Origin of the sequence: Cupriavidus malaysiensis (assembly GCF_001854325.1) — a bacterium.
In the GTDB taxonomy this organism is placed as follows: Bacteria; Pseudomonadota; Gammaproteobacteria; order Burkholderiales; family Burkholderiaceae; genus Cupriavidus; species Cupriavidus malaysiensis.
This window is the reverse complement of record NZ_CP017754.1, coordinates 979,456-999,581: the sequence shown is the minus strand read 5'-3', so window position 1 is coordinate 999,581 and position 20,126 is coordinate 979,456. Positions and strand designations below refer to the sequence as shown.

Sequence of the window (20,126 nt, the reverse complement as noted above, 5' to 3'; positions counted from 1 at the left end):
AAGGCCGGAGCACGCCGCTGGCTGCCGGGCACCGTTCCGTGCCCGGCCGGCGCCCGCCGGTGCACCGATGCTCAGTCCGCGCCCGGAGCCAGGAAGCGCGGCGCCGGTGCGGCGCGGGCGAACTCGCGCCCGTCCAGCGTATAGCGCAGGAAGGTCCCGCGCGCCGCATTGTGGGGATGGCGCGCCGCCTCCTCCAGCGTCAGCACGGGGGCAAAGCAGACATCGCTGCCCTCGAACCGCTCGCACCAGTACGCGCTGGGCCGCTGCGCGATGCGCGCGGCGATGCGCGCCTTCAGCGCGGGCCAGTGGCTGCTGTCGTACTGCGCGGCAGGATCGACGTCGTCGAACTCCAGCTTCTCCAGCAGCAGCCGGTAGAACTGCGGCTCGAGGGCGCCCAGCGTGATGGCGCGGCCGTCGGCGCAGCGGTAGACATCGTAGAAGGGTGAATCGTGGAAGGGGCTCGGGCGCGGCCCGCCGATGGTGCCGGCGGCGTGGGCCACCTGCGCCAGCGAGCCGATCATGGCAGCGATATCGGTGATGGCGGCATCGACCACGCAGCCTTGCCCGCTGGCGCGCGCATGCAGCACGGCACTGACGATGCCGAAGGCCAGCCCGAGCGCGCCGGCACCGTCGCCGGTCATGGTCGGCGGCACCATGGGCAGCGCGCCGTCGCGCGCGGCCAGCGACAGCATGCCGGTCAGCGCCACGTAGTTGAGGTCATGGCCGGCGCTGTGGGCCAGCGGGCCGCTCTGCCCCCATCCCGTCATGCGGCCGTAGACCAGGCGCGGGTTGCGGGCATGGCACGCGGCCGGCCCGAGGCCCAGGCGCTCCATGGTGCCCGGGCGCAGCCCTTCGATCAGCACGTCGGCACCGGCCACGAGTTCCAGCGCCGCGGCCACCCCCTCGGCCTGCTTGAGATCCAGGCGGACCACGCGCTTGCCGTACTCCTGCTCCATCTGGGGCGGCACCGCCGCGCCCTTCAGGACGCGCCGCGCATCCGGCGGCACCGGCCGTGCCACCAGCGTGACCTCGGCGCCGAGCCCCGCCAGCATGCTGCCGCACAGCGGCCCGGGGCCGATCCCCTCGAATTCCACCACCTTGACACCGCCCAGGGGCCGGATGCCGCCTTGTCCGCTCATCGTTGTCTCCGTCGATTCCTTGTGTTCCGCTTGTCTTCCGCTTGTGTTCCGGCCGAGCCGGCTGCCACGATGCTAGCCGCGGACCGGCGCCGCCGGCAATGGCCGAATCTGTCAGGCGATTAGCCGAAGCGCTCAGCGCCGCGCGGCTGCCGTGATCGCGGCGGGATTTGATCCAGATCGTGGCAGGCGTGCCGGCAAGCTGCGATGATGGCCATAGGTCGGGGGCGCAAGCGCCCGCGGCTTCCTCTCAGCCCCCAAGACAGGAGATGCCATGAGCAATATCGTGCTGGCGACCGACGGTTCGCCCTTCAGTGATGCCGCTGCCCGTTCCATCGTCGAAGGCCGCCTGCTGAAGGCCGGATTCACCGTCCACGTGGTCCATGTCACCCCCGACGTCACCGGCCAGGTACGCGCCTTCGTCAGCAAGGAAACCATCGACGAGTGGCACAAGGAAGAGAGCGAAAAGGCCATGCAGTCGGTGTGCGACATCCTCAAGGCCGGCAACATCCCCTTCGAGGCCCATTCGCTGCGCGGCTTCGCGCCCGAGCGCATCGTCGCGCACGCCGGCGAAACCAAGGCCGAGGCCATCGTCATGGGCACGCACGGGCGCGGCACCTTCTTCGACGCCGTGATCGGCTCGGTGGCCGGCCGGGTGCTGGCGATGGCACCGTGCCCGGTACTGCTGATCAAGGGAGAGCGCGCGAAGTAGCGCGGCGCTGTCCCGGCCGGCGGCCGCCGGCGGGATACAAGGAAGGAATCAACAAGGCGCCGCGGCTTGCGGCGCCTTGTCCATTGCGGCGCCGGTGCGGGCAGCTCGCTCGTGGCGGACGATGGGTGCGGTTCGCGCCCGTCCAGGAAGACCCGGCAGAGACTGCCCACCCTGCACCAGCCCCGGAGACTAGCTCCAGAGTGGCGGCTCGTCCATCAGCGCGATCTGCTCGCGCAATTCCAGGATTCGGTCCTGCCAGTAGCGCTGCGTGCCGAACCAGGGGAACGCCGCCGGAAACGCCGGATCGCGCCAGCGGCTGGCCAGCCAGGCGCTGTAGTGCAGCAGGCGCAGCGTGCGCAGGGCTTCCACCAGGTGCAGTTCGCGCGGGGAGAATTCGGCGAAATCCTCGTAGCCGGCCAGCACGTCGGCCAGTTGTCCCTGCATGGCGGCACGGTCGCCCTCCAGCAGCATCCACAGGTCCTGCACGGCAGGCCCCATGCGGCTGTCGTCGAAATCCACGAAGTGCGGGCCGGGCTCGGCACCGCGGGCATCCTCGGGATCGATCCACAGCACGTTGCCGCGATGGCAATCGCCATGCAGGCGCAGCAGGGAAACATCGCCGGCGCGTTCGTAGCAGCGCCGCACGCCATCGAGGGCGAGATCGGCGGCAGCCTTCCAGGCCGGCAGCAGGTCGGGCGGCAGGCAGTCGTGGGCCAGCAGCCAGTCGCGCGGCGCCACGCCGAAGGTATCCACGTCGAGCACGGGACGTGCCTGGTAAGGCAGGCGCGCGCCGATGGCATGGATGCGGCCGATGAAACGGCCCAGCCAGGTCAGCGTGTCGGACCGCTCCAGCGCCGGCGCCCGGCCGCCGCAGCGCGGGAAGACCGCAAAGCGGAAGCCGCCATGGTGCAGCAGGGTGCTGCCGCCCACGGCCAGCGCCGGCACGGCTGGCACCTCAGCTTCCGCCAGTTCGGCGACGAAGGCGTGCTCCTCCAGGATGGCCGCGTCGCTCCACCGCCCCGGGCGGTAGAACTTGGCCACCAGCGGCGGGCCGTCCTCGATGCCGACCTGCCAGACACGGTTCTCGTAGCTGTTGAGGGCGAGCAGGCGGCCATCGGCGGCGAAGCCTGCCCCCTCCAGCGCGTCGAGGATCAGTTCCGGCGTCAGGCCGGCATAGGGCAGGTCAGCCCCGGCCCCTTGCGGGGTACCGTTGCCGCCCGGGTCGCCATCGGTATCGCGCATCGCAGCCGGCCTCCGCGGTTCAGGCAGTCAGGATATCAGGACGTGGTCTTGGCACGGCCGCCGAGCAGCGCGGCCTGCTGCGAGGGGCGGCGGCCGCGGGCAGGCGCCTGCGCGCCATCCTGCGGCGGACGCGGCGTCGCGTTGCCGCGCGCGCCGCCGGGGCGGCCACCTTCACGGCCACCTTCACGGCCACCTTCACGGCCGCCTTCACGACCACCCTCGCGGCCTCCTTCGCGATTGCCGCGGTTGCCGCCGTTACCGTTGGCGCCGCCGTGGCCATTACCGCCCTGGCCGCCACGCGCGGCATTGCCGGCACGATCGGCCTGGCCGCCACCGTTGCCACCGCGGCCGCCCTGGCCGCCGGCCGGACGTGCGCCGTTGGCGCCGGCCGCCGGCCGCGGCGCGGCCTGGCCTTCGCCACGCGCGCGCGCTGGCTGGGCCGGCGCGCCGCCTTGCGGCGCACGCGGTGCGCGCGCTTCCTGGCCGCTCCGGCCACGGCCGCCCTGGCCCTGGCCCTGGCCGCGCGACTGGCGGGCCTTCTGGATCGGTTCGGGCGGGATGCTCGGATCCACCTCGAAGCCCGGCAGCACGATCTGCTCGAGCTTGCGCTTGATCAGACGCTCGATGTCGCGCAGCAGGCCATGCTCGTCCACGCAGACCAGCGACACTGCCTCGCCCTCGGCGCCGGCACGGCCGGTGCGGCCGATGCGGTGCACGTAGTCCTCGGGCACGTTGGGCAGGTCGAAGTTGACCACATGCGGCAACTGGTCGATGTCGATGCCGCGCGCGGCGATGTCGGTGGCCACCAGCAGGCGCAGCGTGCCGGCCTTGAACTCGGAGAGCGCGCGGGTGCGCGCCGACTGGCTCTTGTTGCCGTGGATCGCCAGCGCCGACAGGCCTTCCTTGCTGAGCTGCTCGGCCAGGCGGTTGGCGCCGTGCTTGGTGCGGGTGAACACCAGCACCTGGTGCCAGTCGTGCTGGCGTACCAGGTGGGCCAGCAGTTCACGCTTGCGTTCGCGGTCGACCGGGTAGATGCGCTGCTCCACGGTCTCGGCGGTGGTGTTGCGGCGCGCCACCTCGATCGAGGCCGGGTTGTCCAGCAGACGGTCGGCCAGCGCGCGGATCTCGTCCGAGAACGTGGCCGAGAACAGCAGGTTCTGCCGCTTGGGCGGCAGGACGTTGAGGATCTTGCGGATGTCGTGGATGAAGCCCATGTCGAGCATGCGGTCGGCTTCGTCCAGCACCAGGATCTCGATGGTCGACAGGTCGATGGTGCGCTGCTGCACGTGATCGAGCAGACGGCCGGGCGTGGCCACGACGATGTCCACGCCGCGCTTGAGCTGCTCGATCTGCGGATTGATGCCGACGCCGCCGAACATCACCATGGAACGCAGGCGCAGGTATTTGCCGTAGTTGCGCACGCTCTCCTCGACCTGGGCGGCGAGTTCGCGCGTGGGGGTCAGCACCAGGGCGCGCACCGGAGTGCGGGCGCCGCGCGCGGGCGCCGCGGCGTTGGAGCCGGCCAGCAGTTGCAGCATCGGCAAGGTGAAACCGGCGGTCTTGCCGGTGCCTGTCTGGGCACCGGCCAGCAGGTCGCCGCCCTTGAGGATGGCGGGAATCGCCTGCGCTTGAATCGGGGTCGGTGTGGTGTAGCCCTGTTCGGCCACGGCGCGCACCAGCTTGTCGGACAAGCCTAGTTCGGAGAAAGACATGAAATGACGCTTCGGCCACCCGTTCCGCATCAAGATGCGCCAATCGCGGGGCGGCTGCAATGGAGTTCCGGCCGGGGGGCCGGCGAGACGGGGCGACTGCCCCCCGCCTCTTTGGGGGGAAAGGCCGGTAGTGTACCAGCCCTGCGCGACCTGATCAGGTGGCGGCTGCGCTATCATGGCGGCCACGCCACCCGCCCCTTTCCCGTCCGTGCCGGCCCGATCGGCGCCGCGGCACGGCACTGGCGCCGTCCGTCCCCGCCCGGGACCGCCGGGCGCCGGAGTGCTTTCCCCGGATGCCAGCTCCATGCGGTTCAGGTTCATAGAAGACCAGGAAGTCATTCTGTTCGCGGCGATCCCCGTCGGGGTCGCCGCCGCCATCGCCACCACCTTGTTCCGCGAAGCCCTGGAAGGCTCCGGCCTGCTGCTGTTCGGCAGCCGCGCCGACGTGGTGCTGGTCTTCGCCAGCCTTGCACTGGGCTGGCGCGTGGTGATTCCGGCGCTCGGCGGCGCGCTGGCCGGCCTGCTGCTGGTACTGTCGGCCCGCATCGACCGCGGCCGCGCCGGCGTGACCGACTATATGGACGCGGTGGCGAGCGGCACCGGCCGGCTGCCGGTGCGCATCACCCTGCTGCGCTCCCTGTCCTCGTTCTGCTCGATCGTCAGCGGCAGCTCGGTCGGCAAGGAGGGCGCGATGATCCAGCTGGCGGCGCTGTGTGGCTCGCTGTTCCCTTCGGGGCGCGGCGGCGCCGACACCAATATGCGGCGCATGCTGACCGCGTGCGGTGCCGCAGCCGGCCTGGCCTCGGTCTACCACACGCCGCTGTCGGCGGCCGTCTTCGTCGCGGAAGTGGTATTCGGGGCACTTGCAGTCCAACGCCTGATGCCGCTCTTCCTCGCCTCCGTGGCAGGCGCCATGGTCAGCCAGTGGCACAGCGGGCTGGAGCCGCTCTACCCCGGGCTGAACGTAACGGCCGACCTGCACGCGCCGCTGCTGCTGGCCGCCGCGCTGATGGGCGTGCTGGCCGGCGTGAGCGGCGCGCTGTTCCTGCGCGCGGCCGGCATCGCCAAGCGCATCTTCGGCCGCCTGCCGGGTGGACCGGTGGCGCGCCTGGCGCTGGGCGGCGCCTGCGTCGGCGTGCTGGCGCTGGCGGTGCCCGAGGTGGTCGGCAACGGTTACTACACCATCCAGACCATCCTGCAGGAGCACCCCCTCAGCATGCCGGTGGCGGTGGTGCTGGCCGCCAAGCTGGCGGCCACCGTGCTGAGCATCGGTTCCGGCGCGGTGGGCGGCGTGTTCACGCCCTCCCTGTTCATCGGCGCCGCGCTGGGGCAGATGCTGGCGCCACTGGTCGGCGGCGGCTCGCCGGCGCTGCCGCTGGTCGGCATGAGCGCCTTTCTGGCCGCCACCAGCCAGGCGCCCTTGATGTCGGTGCTGATGGTGTTCGAGATGACGCTGGCGCCGGCCCTGCTGCTGCCGTCGATGATCGGCGCGGTGGCCGCCTACTACACGGCATCGCGCTGCCAGACCCTGTCGCTGTACAGCGTGGTCGCCGAGCGCGCCCAGGCCTCGGCCGCCGCCGAGCGCGCCCGCAACATGACGCTGGCCGGCCTGTGCGATCCGACCAACACCACCATCGCGCCGGAGGCGACCCTGGCCGAGGCCAATGCGAAGTTCGCCGAGGCCGGCACCCGCTATCTCTATGTGGTGACCCCGGGCGGCGAGATGCTGGGCGCGGTCTCGATCCACGCCCTGCACCGCGCGCTGGCGCACGGGCCGCAGTCCAGCGTCGCCGACCTGATGGAGCGCGATTTCCCGACCCTGACACCGGACTCCCGGCTGCACGACGCACTCGCCATGTTCTCGGCCAACGCGCTCAACCGCATCCCCCTGGTGCGGGACGCGCAGAGCCGGGAGCTGCTGGGCATCGTCTACAAGCGCCGAGTGCTGCAGGAAGCCTCCACGATGTTCTGAGCCGGCGGCCGGGCGCTCGGCGGCGACAGGGCGCTGCGGGTACAATATCGGGTTGCCCGCTGATGCCGGGCCGCAACCGAGCCAACCCGTCGCCCCGCCGGAGACCCCATGCCCGCTGGCCGTGCCGCGCACTGTCCCGTCCGCCGCCATGTCGGCCTCCTGCCTCGCCTGGCCACCCTGCTGACGCCGCTGGCGCTGGCGCTGCCGATGGCCGGCGCCCTGCTGCCGCTGTCGACCGCCCGGGCCCAGCCGGCACGGGTGATCCCGGCCGATGCGGCCGCCGCCAAGCTGGTGCTGGCCGCGCCCACGTCGACCGGGCCGCAGACCGCGGCGCTGGACGGCAGGACGGTCGGCGTCGCCCCGGGCCTGCGCCTGTTCGGCCCCGACAACCAGCTGCTCACCGTGACGGCGGTGGCCGGCCAGACGCTGCGGGTGCGCTACAAGCTCGATCTGTACGGCCAGCTGCTGACCGCCTGGGTGCTGACCGAGCCGGAGCGCAAGGCCCTGCTGCAGGCGAACTGAACCCCGGCCCCGCCGCGGCCGACGCGCCGCCGGGCAGGCCCACGAATTGCCGGCCTACGCCCCGCGCCATGCGGGCCGCCGGTGCATTGCAACCCCTGATGCCCCCAGGTCAACCACTGAGATCGGCACCATGAAGAAAGTCTTCGTCAAAACCTACGGCTGCCAGATGAACGAGTACGACTCCGACAAGATGGTCGACGTACTCCGCGCCAGCGAAGGGCTGGAAGCCACCGACCGCGTCGAGGAAGCCGACGTGATCCTGTTCAACACCTGCTCGGTGCGTGAGAAGGCGCAGGAGAAGGTGTTCTCCGAACTCGGCCGCATGAAGGCCCTGAAGGCGGCCAAGCCGGACCTCGTGATCGGCGTGGGCGGCTGCGTGGCCAGCCAGGAAGGCGCCGCCATCGTCTCGCGCGCGCCCTATGTCGATGTCGTGTTCGGCCCGCAGACGCTGCACCGCCTGCCCGAGCTGATCGAGCGCCGCAAGGAGACCGGCCGCTCGCAGGTGGACATCTCCTTCCCCGAGATCGAGAAGTTCGACCACCTGCCGCCGGCGCGGGTGGAAGGCCCCAGCGCCTTCGTCTCGATCATGGAAGGCTGCTCCAAGTACTGCAGCTACTGCGTGGTGCCTTATACGCGCGGCGACGAGGTCTCGCGCCCCTTCGAGGACGTGCTGGCCGAGGTGGCCGGGCTGGCCGAGCAGGGTGTGCGCGAAGTGACGCTGCTGGGGCAGAACGTCAACGCCTACCGCGGCGCCATGGGCGGCACCAGCGAGATCGCCGACTTCGCGCTGCTGATCGAGTACGTGGCCGAGATCCCGGGCATCGAGCGCATCCGCTACACCACCAGCCACCCGAAGGAATTCACCTCGCGGCTGATCGAGCTGTACGGCCGCTGCGACAAGCTGGTCGACCACCTGCACCTGCCGGTGCAGCACGCCTCCGACCGCGTGCTGATGGCGATGAAGCGCGGCTACAGCGTGCTGGAGTACAAGAGCATCATCCGCCGGCTGCGCACGTTGCGGCCGAACCTGTCGCTGTCCTCGGACTTCATCGTCGGCTTCCCCGGCGAGACCGAGGCCGACTTCGACAAGCTGATGGCGATGATCGAGGAGATCGGCTACGACACCTCTTTCTCCTTCATCTTCAGCCCGCGCCCCGGCACGCCCGCGGCCAGCCTGCACGACGACACCCCGCACGAGGTCAAGCTGCGCCGCCTGCAACACCTGCAGGCCACCATCGAGGAGAACGTGCAACGCATCAGCCAGGGCATGGTCGGCACGGTCCAGCGCATCCTGGTGGAAGGCCCGGCGCGCAAGGACCCGACCGAGCTGCACGGACGCACCGAGAACAACCGCGTGGTGAATTTCGCGCTGCCGGGCGTGCCGCAGGCCAGCCGCGAGCGCCTGATCGGCCAGATGGTGGAGGTCAGCATCACCGAGGCCTTCCCGCACTCGCTGCGCGGCGAGCTGGTGGTGCGCCAGTAAGCGGCGCGCCCAGCCGGACCGCCAGACCAAGACACCGCAGAAGAAGACAGCCGGAGCGATCCGCCCACGATGAAGATTCCCACCGCCGAATTCGTCGCCCCCAAGGACGACAACACCCGCCTGCAGAACCTGTGCGGGCCGCTGGACGAGAACCTGCGCCAGATCGAGCAGGCGCTCGACGTGACCATCCAGCGCCGCGCCCACCGCATGACAGTGCGCGGCGCCAACGCCAGCGCGGCCGCCGCCGCGCTGGAGCGCTTCTACAACCAGGCACGCACCTCACTGTCGATCGACGACGTCCAGCTCGGCCTGGTCGAGACGCGCCAGGTGGGGGCGCACGGCGCCTACCTGCCGGTCGAGGCAGGCGACGACAGCGCCGATGGCACGCCGGCCGACGAGTCGCCGGTGCTGCACACGCGCCGCGCGGGCCTGCACGGGCGCACGCCGGCGCAGCGCGACTACCTGCGCAATATCCTGTCGCACGACCTGACCATGGGCATCGGGCCGGCCGGCACCGGCAAGACCTACCTGGCGGTGGCGTGCGCGGTGGATGCGCTCGAACGCGATTCGGTCAAGCGCATCGTGCTGACGCGCCCGGCCGTGGAGGCCGGCGAGCGCCTCGGTTTCCTGCCGGGCGACCTGGCGCAGAAGGTCGATCCCTACCTGCGCCCGCTCTATGACGCGCTCTACGACCTGCTCGGCTTCGACCGCACGCAGAAGATGTTCGAGCGCCAGATGATCGAGATCGCACCGCTGGCCTATATGCGCGGGCGCACGCTGAACCATTCCTTCATCATCCTCGACGAGGCGCAGAACACCACGCCCGAGCAGATGAAGATGTTCCTCACCCGCATCGGCTTCGGCTCCAAGGCGGTGATCACCGGCGACACCACCCAGATCGACCTGCCGCGCGGGCAGAAGAGCGGGTTGGTGGAAGCCCAGCACGTGCTGCGCGACGTGCGCGGCATCGCCTCGACGCGCTTTTCCAGCGCCGATGTGGTGCGCCACCCGCTGGTGGCGCGCATCGTCGACGCCTACGACGAATTCCACGCCCAGCACAAGGACGCCTGACTTGAAATCCCGCACGCCTTCCCCTGCCGCCGCCCCGGCCCTGACGCTGTTCGACGCCGACGGCCGCGCCCGCAAGAGTGCCGCCCACGCACTGCGCGTGCAGTTGCCCGACGGCCGCAGCCTGACCATCGACCTGTCGCAGGCCGCCGACGGCGTGGTCGCGCTGGTCGCCGAGCACACCGACACCCGCCAGCAGGCCGGCCTGCTGGTACGGCCGGACAACCACGACGCGCTGGCGGTGGCCATCACCGCCACGCCCCAGACCACCACCACCGGCACGCCTGCCTCGCCGCCGGCGCTGGAACTCGAGGTGCAGACCGGCGAAGGCATCGGCAAGCGCGCCGGCCTGCCGCCGCGCCGCAGGATCGAGACCTGGGTCAAGTCGGCCCTGTATGCCGATGCCACGCTGACCCTGCGCTTCGTCGGTGAGGAAGAAGGCCGCGCGCTGAACCGCAGCTACCGCGGCAAGGACTACGCCACCAATGTGCTGACCTTCGCCTACGCCGAAAGCGTGGACGACCCGGTGACGGCCGACATCGTGCTGTGCTGCCCGGTGGTCGAAGCGGAGGCGCGTGAGCAGGGCAAGCCTCTGGAAGCCCACTATGCGCACCTGATCGTGCACGGCGTGCTGCACGCCCAGGGCTACGAACACGAGGACGATGCCGAGGCGGAGGAAATGGAAGCCATCGAGACCGAGACGCTGCAGGCGCTCGGCTACGCCGACCCCTACCGCAGCATCCGCGACTGAGGCCGGCGGCCGGCGCGGGGGGCGCTCGCCTCGCGCGCGGCCCCTCCCGCACGGCAACCGTGGCATGCCGCTTGAAGCACACATGCTGACATCTGGCGCCACGGGCTTTTAGTGTATCCTTCAAGCGATATCCACTACGCGCTCGTCGCGACATGAACGACCCTTATCCCAGTTCGAAGCCTGCAGATCGTCCCAGATCCCTGCTCGAACGCCTCTCGGACTTCATCTCCCCCGAGCCTGAATCCCGTTCCGAATTGCTGGAGGTGCTTCAGGATGCGCACGCGCGCAACCTGATCGACGCCGACTCGCTCTCCATGATCGAGGGCGTGTTCCAGGTTTCCGAGTTGACCGCGCGCGACATCATGGTGCCGCGCGCCCAGATCGACATGGTCAACATCGCCGACGCGCCGGAGGCCTTCATCCCCTTCATGCAGCAGACCGCGCACTCGCGCTTCCCGGTCTACGAGGGCAGCCGCGACAATGTCATCGGCATCCTGCTGGCGAAAGACCTGCTGCGCTACTTCACCGACGAACACTTCGACCTGCGCGAGGCGCTGCGCCCGGCGGTGTTCATCCCCGAGTCCAAGCGGCTGAACATCCTGCTGCGCGATTTCCGCATCAACCGCAACCACATCGCCATGGTGGTCGACGAGTACGGCGGCGTCGCCGGCCTGGTGACCATCGAGGATGTGCTCGAGCAGATCGTGGGCGACATCGAGGACGAGTACGACCTCGACGAGGACGAGGACAATATCGTGCCGCTGCCCGGCGGTGGCTGGCGCGTGCATGGCCTGACCGAGATCGAGCAGTTCAACGAGACCTTCGGCACGCAGTTCTCGGACGATGACGTCGACACCGTGGGCGGCTTGTTGACCACCCACCTGGGCCATGTGCCGCACCGCGGCGAAGTGGTGACGCTGCCGCCGATGCACTTCGAGGTGCTGCGCGCCGACGCGCGCCAGGTGCACCTTCTGCTGGTGCAGCGCGAACCCGAGCCCGCAGCAGTCTCCGTGGCGGGCGCATGACGGAGCCCACCCAGGTGCTGGGCGCCGCTTCCGGCGCGGTACGCTCGCGCGAGACCGCCGGCCGCCTGGCACTCGCCGCGATACTGGGCGTGGCGCACACGCAGGCATTCGCCCCGCATACGTGGTGGTGGCTGCAACTGCTGTCCCTGGCCGGACTGTGTGCGCTGCTGGCACGCGCCCCGCGCCCGCGCGACGCGGCCGCGACCGGCTATGCCTTCGGCCTGGGCTGGTTCCTGTCCGGCATCTGGTGGCTCTACATCAGCATGCACGTCTACGGCGAAATGCCGGCCTGGATGGCCTCGCTGGCGGTGCTGCTGTTCGCGCTCTACCTCTCGCTCTACCCGGCGCTGGCCGCCGCCGCCTGGCACTGGCTGGGAACGCGCCTGCGCCCGCCGGCTCGCGCCGCCCCCGCCGTCCCCACCGCAGCGGCCGCGCTGCTGCTGCCGCTCGCCTTCGGCGCGCTGTGGGGCCTGTCGGAATGGCTGCGCGGCGTGGTCTTCACCGGCTTCCCCTGGCTGTCGGGCGGCTACGCCCACACCGACGGGCCGCTGGCCGGCTACGCACCGCTGGTCGGTGTCTACGGCATCGGCGCCCTCTCGGCCGCCTGCGCAGCGCTGCTGACTGCGGCGGCCGGGACGCTGGGCGCCGGCCGGGACGGCCGCCGTACCGGCCTGGTGGCGCTGGCGTCCGCGCTGGCCCTGCCGCTGGCCGGTGCCGCGCTGGTGCCGCTGGCCTGGACGCAGCCGGCCGGCCAGCCGATCCGCGTGCGCCTGCTGCAGGGCAACGTGCCGCAGGACATGAAATTCGAGCCGGTCGGCGTGCAACGTTCGCTGGAGCTCTACCGTGACCTCATCACGGCAGCCCCGACGGACCTGGTGGTAACGCCCGAGACGGCCTTCCCGCTGATCCTGCAGGACCTGCCGGTGGACATCGCCATCGCCATCCGCGACTACGTGCAGCACAGCGGCAGCACCGTGCTGTTCGGCGCGGCCGGCGCCGACTCGCCGACCGACTTCACCAACAGCGTGTTCGGCCTGGGGCCGGAGACCGCGCAGCTATACCGCTACAACAAGCACCACCTGGTGCCTTTCGGCGAGTTCATCCCCTTCGGCTTCCACTGGTTCGTCAATATGATGAAGATGCCGCTGGGCGATTTCCGCCGCGGCGGGCTGGACCAGCCGGCGCTGCCGGTGCACGGCATCCACGTCGCGCCCAACATCTGCTACGAGGATTTGTTCGGCGAGGAGATCGCGCAGACGCTGCGCGATCAGGCGGTGCCGGCCAACGTGCTGGCCAACGTGACCAACCTGGCCTGGTTCGGCGACACCATCGCGCTCGACCAGCACCTGCAGATTTCGCGCATGCGCGCGCTGGAGACGCGCCGGCCGATGCTGCGCGCCACCAATACCGGAATGACGGCGGTGGTACTTCCCGACGGCACGGTGGCGCAGCGCCTGCCGACCTTCACGGTCGGCACGCTGGTGGCCACGGTGCAGGGCATGCAGGGGCTGACGCCCTATGTGCGCTGGGGCAATGCGCCGCTTCTGACGGCCTGCCTGGCCTTGGCGCTGCTGGCGTTCTGGCGGGCCCGGCGCCGCGCCTGAGCGCGGCGCCGGGATGCCGCTCAGGCGGCGATGCCGCCGGCGATCGACAGCAGCGCAGCCGCTGCCATGACGGCAATCGCGACGAGATAAGGCTTGCGTGCGAGAAAGGCCATGATGCTTGTCCCCCATTTATCGGTGTTATCGGGCAGCCGGGCCCGACCGTTTGCGTGACGTATCCAGTATCTCCGGCTGCGCATCAATACTGTATACAAAAACGGTATCGGCGCGTATCGGCAGAGTCTTGACCCCCCCTGGGATTTACCCCATGCGTTGCGATTCCCCGACAGCCGCACGGCCCCCTTCGCCGCCGCCCGGGCGCATGCCGCGAGAGCCTTGGCCCGGCTTGGCCGGAGCGGGGGAAAAAACCGATAGAATTCAGGGTTTGGCACGCGCCTGCCGCGCCTGATGGCGCACGTGGCCGTGATGGCCGCCCCGCGGCCCCCACCCCGAGTCTTCGCCTATGCTGACCTTCCAACAAATGATCCTCACCCTGCAGGCCTACTGGGACCGGCAGGGCTGCGCTCTCTTGCAACCCATCGATCTGGAGGTCGGCGCCGGCACCTCGCACGTGCATACCTTCCTGCGCGCCATCGGGCCCGAGCCCTGGCGCGCCGCCTATGTGCAGCCGTCGCGCCGCCCCAAGGACGGCCGTTACGGCGACAACCCGAACCGCCTGCAGCACTACTACCAGTACCAGGTGGTGCTCAAGCCGGCGCCGGAGAACATCCTGGAGCTCTACCTCGGCTCGCTGGAGGCCCTGGGCCTGGACCTGAAGCAGAACGACATCCGCTTCGTCGAGGACGACTGGGAGAACCCCACCCTGGGCGCCTGGGGCCTGGGCTGGGAAGTCTGGCTCAACGGCATGGAAGTGACGCAGTTCACCTACTTCCAGCAGGTCGGCGGCCTGGACTGCAAGCCCATCACCGGCGAGATCACCTACGGCATCGAACGCCTGGCCATGTACCTGCAGAAGGTCGAGAACATCTACGACCTGGTCTGGACCGAGTGGCAGGAGAACGGCAAGACCCGCCGCCTCACCTATGGCGACGTCTACCACCAGAACGAAGTGGAGCAGTCGACCTACAACTTCGAGCAGAGCAACGCCGACATCCTGTTCCGCCATTTCGCCGAGCACGAGGGCGAAGCCAAGCGGCTGATGGAAGCCGCCGATGGCGCGCCGCGGCTGGCGCTGCCCGCCTACGAGCAGGTGCTCAAGGCCGCCCATACCTTCAACCTGCTCGATGCGCGCGGCGCCATCTCCGTGACCGAGCGTGCCGCCTATATCGGCCGCATCCGCAATCTGTCGCGCCAGGTGGCGCAGGCCTACCACGATTCGCGCGAGGCGCTCGGTTTCCCGATGTGCCACGGCGAAGAGGCCCGCGCATGATGGCTCCCGTGCGCAGCAAGCTGTGCTGCGCAGCCGCCGCCCTGGCGCTGGCCGCAGCGCCGGCGGCCGGCGCGCGCGCCAGCACGGGCATGCCCTCGCCGCAAGCGCTGTACCTGCCCGCCGCGCTGTCCAATATCTGCGAGGCCGACCAGCAGGCGCTGCAGCAGGCCATCCTGCGCCACTGGCAGCCCTCGCTGAAGGCGATCGACCAGTGGACCCAGCTGGTGCGCTCCTTCTCCTGCGACCTGTCGGGCTCGAAGGACCTGGGCTGGCACCGGGTGCAGCTGCGCGCCTACGAAAGCGCGATCCGCTACCCGCTGACCTGGCTCGACAGCGAGGTGCGCAACGGCCACGTGCGCAAGCGGCTGAGGACCTACTATTCGGCGGCGCAGTTGCCGCCGCGCATCGACTTCTGGGTCGGCGGGCAGATCGACGAGATCCGCTACGACCGGCGCGCGCAGCGCCTGGACGCGCGCTTCCCGGCCACGCCGGGGCGCGGCACCGGCGGCCCGCCCGGCCAGTGCGCCACGACGCTGCAGTTCCGTCAGCAGAACGGCCTGTGGCTGCTGTCGGGCGTAGAACCTAATACCGGCCCGCACTGCTGATCGCAGCGCGGGACACAACCTGTTGGAAACGATTCATGTCGCAACCCATGACCGACTCGCTGCTGATCGAACTGTTCACCGAAGAGCTGCCGCCAAAGGCGCTGGCGCGCCTGGGCGACGCCTTCGCCGAGGGCCTGTTCGCCGGTCTCGGCGCGCGCGGGCTGCTGGAGGCCGACGCTGCCGTCACCCCCTTCGCCACGCCGCGCCGGCTGGCCGCCCTGGTCTCGGGCGTGCGCCGCACCGCGCCGGACCGTGAGCAGCGCGAAAAGGTCCTGCCGCTGTCGGTGGCCCTCGATGCCGCCGGTGCTCCCAGCGCACCGCTGACCAAGAAGCTGGCCGCGCTGGCCAAGTCGACCGGCGTCGAATCCATCGACTGGCAGACGCTGGAACGGGCCTCGGATGGCAAGGCCGAGGCCTTCTTCTATCGCTACACGGCACGCGGCGCAGCGCTGGCCGAGGGCCTGCAGGCCGCGCTGGACGACATGCTGGCCAAGCTGCCCATCCCCAAGCTGATGAGCTACCAGCGCCCGGACGGCAGCACCGTGCACTTCGTGCGGCCGGCCCACCGCCTGGTCGCGCTGCACGGCGCCGAAGTGGTGCCGGTGTCGGTGCTGGGCCTGCAGGCCGGCAACCTGACCCAGGGCCACCGCTTCCTGTCGCAAGGCACCATCGAGATCCCGCACGCGACCCGGTACGCGGCCCTGCTCGAATCGACCGGCCGCGTGGTGGCCAGCTATGCCGAGCGCCGCGAGCGCATCCGCGGCGAGCTGCTGGCCCAGGCCGGCGCCGACCGCGTGGTCATGCCCGACGCGCTGCTGGACGAAGTGAATTCGCTGGTGGAATGGCCGGTGGTCTATCCCTGCCACTTCGAGGAGGCCTTCCTCGCCGTGCCGCAGGAATGCCTGATCCTGACCATGCAGACCAACCAGAAGTACTTCGCGCTGACCGATGCCGACGGCCACCTGCGCAACCGCTTCCTGATCGTCTCCAACCTGGCCACCGAAACGCCGCAATCGATCATCAGCGGCAACGAGCGCGTGGTGCGGCCGCGCCTGGCCGACGCCAAGTTCTTCTTCGACCAGGACCGCAAGCGGACCCTGGCCTCGCGCGTGCCGCAGCTCGCCAGCGTGGTCTACCACAACAAGATCGGCAGCCAGCTCGATCGCGTGCAGCGCCTGCAGCAGATCGCCGGCCATATCGCCGACGCGATGGACGCGGCCGGCGTGGCGGTGGACAAGGCGGCGGCAATGCGCGGCGCCGAACTGGCCAAGGCCGACCTGCTGACCGACATGGTGGGCGAGTTCCCCGAACTGCAGGGCACCATGGGCACCTACTACGCCCGCCACGACGACGAAGCCGAGGAAGTGGCCCTGGCCTGCTCCGAGCACTACCGCCCACGCTTCGCCGGCGATGCGCTGCCGGCCGGCGCGGTCAGCACCGCGGTGGCACTGGCCGACAAGCTCGAGACGCTGGTCGGCATCTGGGGCATCGGCCTGCAGCCGACCGGCGAGAAGGACCCGTTCGCGCTGCGCCGCCACGCCCTGGGCATCCTGCGCATGCTGGTCGAGAAGCCGCTGGCGCTGCCGCTGAGCCGCCTGCTGGAACTGACCGAACAGGCCTTCGCCGGTGCGCCGGCGGTCAAGCCCGCGCGGGAAGCCATCAGCGACTTCCTCTATGACCGCCTGCGCGGCTACCTGAAGGAAAAAGGCTACACCACCAACGAGGTCGAGGCCGTGGTGAGCCTGCGCCCGGACACCCTCGACGACGTGCTGGGCCGCGTCGAGGCCGTACGCACCTTCGCCGCGCTGCCGGAAGCGGAGGCACTGGCCGCGGCCAACAAGCGCATCACCAACATCCTGCGCAAGAACACCGAAGCGGTGCCGGCGCTGCGCGCCGACCTGTTCCGCGAAGACGCCGAGGGCGCGCTGCATGCCGCCATCGAGCGTGCCCGCCCGGGCGTCGAGGCAGCCTTCGCGCGCGGCGACTTCACCGCGGCGCTGCGCGACCTGGCGCAACTGCGCGAGGCGGTCGACCGCTTCTTCAACGATGTGATGGTGATGGCCGAGGACGCGGCGCTGCGCGCCAACCGCCTGGCCCTGCTGGCCTCGCTGCACGCGCTGGCCAACCGCGTCGCCGACATCTCCAAGCTGGCGGCCTGAACGCCGCCGTCCCGGAACCGCCCACAACGCCGCACCGACCATGCCGCAGACGCCTCCCAAGTTCATCATCCTGGACCGCGACGGGGTCATCAATCTCGACAGCGACCAGTTCATCAAGTCGCCCGACGAGTGGATCCCCATTCCGGGCAGCCTGGAGGCGATCGCCGCGCTGAACCAGGCCGGCTACCGCGTGCTGGTGGCCAGCAACCAGTCGGGCATCGGCCGGGGCCTGTTCGAGATGAGCACGCTCAATGCCATGCACGAGAAGATGCACAAGCTGCTGGCCGGCCTGGGCGGGCGCATCGACGCCGTCTTCTTCTGCCCTCACACGGCTGCCGACGACTGCGACTGCCGCAAGCCGCGACCCGGCATGCTCGAACAGATCTCCGCGCGCTACGGCGTCGAGCTCAAGGGCGTGCCGGTGGTCGGCGACGCGCTGCGCGACCTGCAGGCCGGCGTGGCGGTAGGCTGCAGCCCGCACCTGGTACTGACCGGCAAGGGGCGCGGCACCCTCGATAAAGGCGGCCTGCCCGACGGCACCCGCGTCCACGACGACCTGCAGGCCTTCTCGCGCTGGCTGCTGGCCGGTGCCGGCAAGCCGGCGGCCGCCTCCTGAACCCGAGCCTCCTTCCATGCTCTTTCTCCGCTCCCTGCTGTTCACGCTGTACCTGCTGGTGCTGACGCCGCCCTACGCCTGCGCCTGCTTCCTCGTCTTTCCCTTCATGAGTGCCGAGCGCCGCTTCGCCTTCGTGCGCGGCTGGCCCAGGCTGGTGATCTGGGCGGCGCGCGGGATCTGCGGCATCCGCTACCGCTTCGAAGGCTGGGAACACCTGGAGGCGATGCGCGACAAGCCGGTGGTGCTGCTGTCCAAGCATCAATCGGCCTGGGAAACCATCGCCTACGTGGCCACCCTGCCCAAGCCGCTGTGCTTCGTCTTCAAGCGCGAATTGCTGCTGGTGCCCTTCTTCGGCTGGGCGCTGGGCATGCTCAAGATGGTGCACATCAACCGCAAGGAAGGCCCGCGCGCCTTTTCGTCGGCGGTAAAGCAGGGGCGCAAGCGCCTGCAGGAAGGGGCCTGGATCATCATGTTCCCCGAAGGCACGCGCACGCCTTCCGGCATGGCGGCGCCGCGCTACAAGAGCGGCGGTGCGCGGCTCGCGGTCGAGACCGGCGCCTGGGTAGTGCCGATGGCCGTGAACTCCGGCCGGGTCTGGCCGCGCAACTCCTTCCGGAAGTATCCCGGCCTGATCACCATCTCGATCGGCCCCGCCATTGCCACCGCCAACCAGACCGCCGAGCAGGTCAACCAGGCGGTCCAGCAATGGGTCGAGGCCGAGATGCGCCGCATCGACGCCGACAGCTACCGCCGGGAGGCGGCATGAGGCTGCTGCGGCCGGCCACCGAAACGCCAGGCGCGCAGCTCGAGCTGCCGCTGGCCGAAGGCCAGCCGCCGGAGACGCCGGCCGCGCTACCGTGGCCGGCGCCGCAGCCCAACGCGCGCGCCCTGCAGGTCGGCGAACGGCTGCTGCACTACACCCTCAAGCGCTCGAGCCGGCGCACCATCGGCTTCACCGTCGACGACCGCGGCCTGTCCATCACGGCGCCGCGCTGGGTCACGCTGGCCGACGTCGAAGCCGCCATCTTCGAGAAGCAACGCTGGATCTTCACCAAACTGGGGGAGTGGCGGCACCGCGAAGCGCGCCGCGTGCTGCCCGCCATGCAGTGGCGCGAAGGCGCGAGCCTGCCCTTCCTCGGCCGCCCGATCACGCTGCAGCTGGAATCGCCGGCCGGCATCCTGCTGTTCGATGCCGATCAGGCCACCCTGCACCTGGCCCTGCCCTCGCACGCCGACGAGCAGCAGATCAAGGACCGTGTGCAGGGCTGGATGCAGCAGCAGGCGCGCCGCCTGCTGGCCGAGCGGCTCGACCACTATGCCGACAAGCTCGGCGTGCGCCACAACGCCTTCGCACTGACCTCGGCCGCCACGCGCTGGGGCAGCTGCACGGCCGACGGCAAGATCCGCCTGAACTGGCGGCTGCTGCATTTTCCGCTGTCGATGATCGACTATGTGGCCGCGCACGAGCTGTCGCACCTGAAGGAAATGAACCACAGCCCGCGCTTCTGGGAAACCGTGGAGTCGATCTTCCCGGAATTCCGCGACGCGCGTGCCCAGCTGCGCGCGCACCCGCCCGAGCTGCTGCCCACCTTCTGAACACGGCCGAGCCGCGCGGTGACGCAGCGGTCCGCCCGCCATGCCACGGCCGGCGCCAAACCCGCATCCGGACTAGAATAGCGCCTCTCCCTCGACTCCCGTCCCCACGGCAGAAGGACTATTCATGCGACTCCTCCACACCATGCTGCGCGTCGGCGACCTGCAGCGCTCGATCGACTTCTATACCCGCGTGCTGGGCATGACCCTGCTGCGCGAAAGCGACAATCCCGAATACAAGTACCGCCTGGCCTTCGTCGGCTACGGCCCCGAAAGCGAGACCGCGGTCCTCGAGCTGACCTACAACTACGGGGTCGACCAGTACGAGCTGGGCACCGCCTACGGCCACATCGCGCTGGAAACCGATAACGCCGCGGCCGCCTGCGAGCGCATCCGCGCGGTCGGCGGCAAGGTCACGCGCGAGGCCGGTCCGGTCAAGGGCGGCACCACGGTGATCGCCTTCGTCGAGGACCCGGATGGCTACAAGATCGAACTGATCGAACGCCACTCCACCCGCGACAGCAGCCGCCCCTGAACAT

The 20,126-nt window shown here is 70.2% G+C and carries 18 protein-coding genes; 15 read left to right on the top strand and 3 right to left on the bottom strand.

Annotated features, from left to right (window positions below):
- Positions 1-71 precede the first annotated feature (71 nt).
- A complete protein-coding gene (locus BKK80_RS04380; RefSeq protein WP_071011103.1) occupies positions 72-1,139 on the bottom strand; it encodes a CaiB/BaiF CoA transferase family protein in 1,068 nt (355 codons plus the stop codon).
- 271 nt (positions 1,140-1,410) lie between these two features.
- Between BKK80_RS04380 and BKK80_RS04375 the strand changes: the two genes are divergently transcribed.
- On the top strand, positions 1,411-1,848 hold the full coding sequence (locus BKK80_RS04375; protein ID WP_071011102.1) for a universal stress protein: 438 nt from the start codon (positions 1,411-1,413) through the stop codon (positions 1,846-1,848).
- A gap of 189 nt (positions 1,849-2,037) precedes the next feature.
- On the opposite strand, the gene BKK80_RS04370 is transcribed toward BKK80_RS04375, so the two are convergent.
- Both BKK80_RS04370 and BKK80_RS04365 read right to left on the bottom strand, forming a co-directional pair.
- The gene (locus tag BKK80_RS04370; RefSeq protein WP_071011101.1) at positions 2,038-3,090 is read right to left on the bottom strand and encodes a serine/threonine protein kinase; all 1,053 of its coding nucleotides are present in this window, start codon (positions 3,088-3,090) and stop codon (positions 2,038-2,040) included.
- Positions 3,091-3,125: 35 nt separating this feature from the next.
- On the bottom strand, positions 3,126-4,802 hold the full coding sequence (locus BKK80_RS04365) for a DEAD/DEAH box helicase (RefSeq protein WP_071068630.1): 1,677 nt from the start codon (positions 4,800-4,802) through the stop codon (positions 3,126-3,128).
- 304 nt (positions 4,803-5,106) lie between these two features.
- On the opposite strand from BKK80_RS04365, the gene BKK80_RS04360 reads away from it, so the two are divergent.
- The 14 genes from BKK80_RS04360 to gloA all read left to right on the top strand — a co-directional run bounded on the left by BKK80_RS04360 (position 5,107) and on the right by gloA (position 20,122).
- The gene (locus BKK80_RS04360; protein WP_071037498.1) at positions 5,107-6,774 is read left to right on the top strand and encodes a ClcB-like voltage-gated chloride channel protein; all 1,668 of its coding nucleotides are present in this window, start codon (positions 5,107-5,109) and stop codon (positions 6,772-6,774) included.
- Between the two features lie 108 nt (positions 6,775-6,882).
- On the top strand, positions 6,883-7,296 hold the full coding sequence (locus BKK80_RS04355; protein WP_071068629.1) for a hypothetical protein: 414 nt from the start codon (positions 6,883-6,885) through the stop codon (positions 7,294-7,296).
- A gap of 130 nt (positions 7,297-7,426) precedes the next feature.
- Positions 7,427-8,779 carry a tRNA (N6-isopentenyl adenosine(37)-C2)-methylthiotransferase MiaB gene (miaB, locus tag BKK80_RS04350; protein WP_071011094.1) on the top strand — a complete coding sequence of 451 codons (1,353 nt, stop codon included), beginning with the start codon at positions 7,427-7,429 and terminating at the stop codon, positions 8,777-8,779.
- Between the two features lie 69 nt (positions 8,780-8,848).
- The gene (locus BKK80_RS04345) at positions 8,849-9,850 is read left to right on the top strand and encodes a PhoH family protein (RefSeq protein ID WP_071011093.1); all 1,002 of its coding nucleotides are present in this window, start codon (positions 8,849-8,851) and stop codon (positions 9,848-9,850) included.
- A gap of 1 nt (position 9,851) precedes the next feature.
- The gene (ybeY, locus tag BKK80_RS04340) at positions 9,852-10,598 is read left to right on the top strand and encodes an rRNA maturation RNase YbeY (protein WP_071011091.1); all 747 of its coding nucleotides are present in this window, start codon (positions 9,852-9,854) and stop codon (positions 10,596-10,598) included.
- A 152-nt stretch (positions 10,599-10,750) separates the two neighbouring features.
- Positions 10,751-11,623, top strand: a complete 873-nt coding sequence (locus tag BKK80_RS04335) for an HlyC/CorC family transporter (RefSeq protein WP_071011090.1) — start codon at positions 10,751-10,753, stop codon at positions 11,621-11,623.
- On the top strand, positions 11,620-13,227 hold the full coding sequence (gene lnt / locus BKK80_RS04330) for an apolipoprotein N-acyltransferase (RefSeq protein ID WP_071011088.1): 1,608 nt from the start codon (positions 11,620-11,622) through the stop codon (positions 13,225-13,227). The genes BKK80_RS04335 and lnt overlap by 4 nt, the downstream gene beginning before the upstream one ends.
- A 460-nt stretch (positions 13,228-13,687) precedes the next feature.
- Positions 13,688-14,614 (top strand): glycine--tRNA ligase subunit alpha, encoded by a 927-nt coding sequence (gene glyQ, locus BKK80_RS04325; RefSeq protein WP_071011086.1) that lies wholly within the window; start codon positions 13,688-13,690, stop codon positions 14,612-14,614.
- Positions 14,611-15,219 (top strand): hypothetical protein, encoded by a 609-nt coding sequence (locus tag BKK80_RS04320; RefSeq protein ID WP_071037500.1) that lies wholly within the window; start codon positions 14,611-14,613, stop codon positions 15,217-15,219. Before glyQ ends, BKK80_RS04320 begins: the two co-directional genes overlap by 4 nt.
- A gap of 35 nt (positions 15,220-15,254) precedes the next feature.
- Complete coding sequence (gene glyS, locus BKK80_RS04315; protein WP_071037501.1) at positions 15,255-17,378, top strand: glycine--tRNA ligase subunit beta; 2,124 nt, start codon at positions 15,255-15,257, stop codon at positions 17,376-17,378.
- A gap of 40 nt (positions 17,379-17,418) precedes the next feature.
- Positions 17,419-17,994, top strand: coding sequence for a D-glycero-beta-D-manno-heptose 1,7-bisphosphate 7-phosphatase (gene gmhB, locus BKK80_RS04310; protein WP_071011081.1), 576 nt, complete (start codon positions 17,419-17,421; stop codon positions 17,992-17,994).
- 16 nt (positions 17,995-18,010) lie between these two features.
- The gene (locus BKK80_RS04305) at positions 18,011-18,760 is read left to right on the top strand and encodes a lysophospholipid acyltransferase family protein (RefSeq protein ID WP_071068628.1); all 750 of its coding nucleotides are present in this window, start codon (positions 18,011-18,013) and stop codon (positions 18,758-18,760) included.
- Complete coding sequence (locus BKK80_RS04300; RefSeq protein ID WP_071011078.1) at positions 18,757-19,590, top strand: M48 family metallopeptidase; 834 nt, start codon at positions 18,757-18,759, stop codon at positions 19,588-19,590. The genes BKK80_RS04305 and BKK80_RS04300 overlap by 4 nt, the downstream gene beginning before the upstream one ends.
- A gap of 124 nt (positions 19,591-19,714) precedes the next feature.
- The gene (gene gloA / locus BKK80_RS04295; RefSeq protein WP_071011076.1) at positions 19,715-20,122 is read left to right on the top strand and encodes a lactoylglutathione lyase; all 408 of its coding nucleotides are present in this window, start codon (positions 19,715-19,717) and stop codon (positions 20,120-20,122) included.
- The last annotated feature ends 4 nt before the right edge of the window (positions 20,123-20,126 follow it).

Excerpts from the sequence above, each read along its gene's own strand:
- BKK80_RS04380 (WP_071011103.1), bottom strand. The coding sequence starts at position 1,139 with ATGAGCGGACAAGGCGGCATCCGGCCCCTGGGCGGTGTCAAGGTGGTG.
- BKK80_RS04375 (WP_071011102.1), top strand. The coding sequence starts at position 1,411 with ATGAGCAATATCGTGCTGGCGACCGACGGTTCGCCCTTCAGTGATGCC.
- BKK80_RS04370 (WP_071011101.1), bottom strand. The coding sequence starts at position 3,090 with ATGCGCGATACCGATGGCGACCCGGGCGGCAACGGTACCCCGCAAGGG.
- BKK80_RS04365 (WP_071068630.1), bottom strand. The coding sequence starts at position 4,802 with ATGTCTTTCTCCGAACTAGGCTTGTCCGACAAGCTGGTGCGCGCCGTG.
- BKK80_RS04360 (WP_071037498.1), top strand. The coding sequence starts at position 5,107 with ATGCGGTTCAGGTTCATAGAAGACCAGGAAGTCATTCTGTTCGCGGCG.
- BKK80_RS04355 (WP_071068629.1), top strand. The coding sequence starts at position 6,883 with ATGCCCGCTGGCCGTGCCGCGCACTGTCCCGTCCGCCGCCATGTCGGC.
- miaB (WP_071011094.1), top strand. The coding sequence starts at position 7,427 with ATGAAGAAAGTCTTCGTCAAAACCTACGGCTGCCAGATGAACGAGTAC.
- BKK80_RS04345 (WP_071011093.1), top strand. The coding sequence starts at position 8,849 with ATGAAGATTCCCACCGCCGAATTCGTCGCCCCCAAGGACGACAACACC.
- BKK80_RS04335 (WP_071011090.1), top strand. The coding sequence starts at position 10,751 with ATGAACGACCCTTATCCCAGTTCGAAGCCTGCAGATCGTCCCAGATCC.
- lnt (WP_071011088.1), top strand. The coding sequence starts at position 11,620 with ATGACGGAGCCCACCCAGGTGCTGGGCGCCGCTTCCGGCGCGGTACGC.
- glyQ (WP_071011086.1), top strand. The coding sequence starts at position 13,688 with ATGCTGACCTTCCAACAAATGATCCTCACCCTGCAGGCCTACTGGGAC.
- BKK80_RS04320 (WP_071037500.1), top strand. The coding sequence starts at position 14,611 with ATGATGGCTCCCGTGCGCAGCAAGCTGTGCTGCGCAGCCGCCGCCCTG.
- glyS (WP_071037501.1), top strand. The coding sequence starts at position 15,255 with ATGTCGCAACCCATGACCGACTCGCTGCTGATCGAACTGTTCACCGAA.
- gmhB (WP_071011081.1), top strand. The coding sequence starts at position 17,419 with ATGCCGCAGACGCCTCCCAAGTTCATCATCCTGGACCGCGACGGGGTC.
- BKK80_RS04305 (WP_071068628.1), top strand. The coding sequence starts at position 18,011 with ATGCTCTTTCTCCGCTCCCTGCTGTTCACGCTGTACCTGCTGGTGCTG.
- BKK80_RS04300 (WP_071011078.1), top strand. The coding sequence starts at position 18,757 with ATGAGGCTGCTGCGGCCGGCCACCGAAACGCCAGGCGCGCAGCTCGAG.
- gloA (WP_071011076.1), top strand. The coding sequence starts at position 19,715 with ATGCGACTCCTCCACACCATGCTGCGCGTCGGCGACCTGCAGCGCTCG.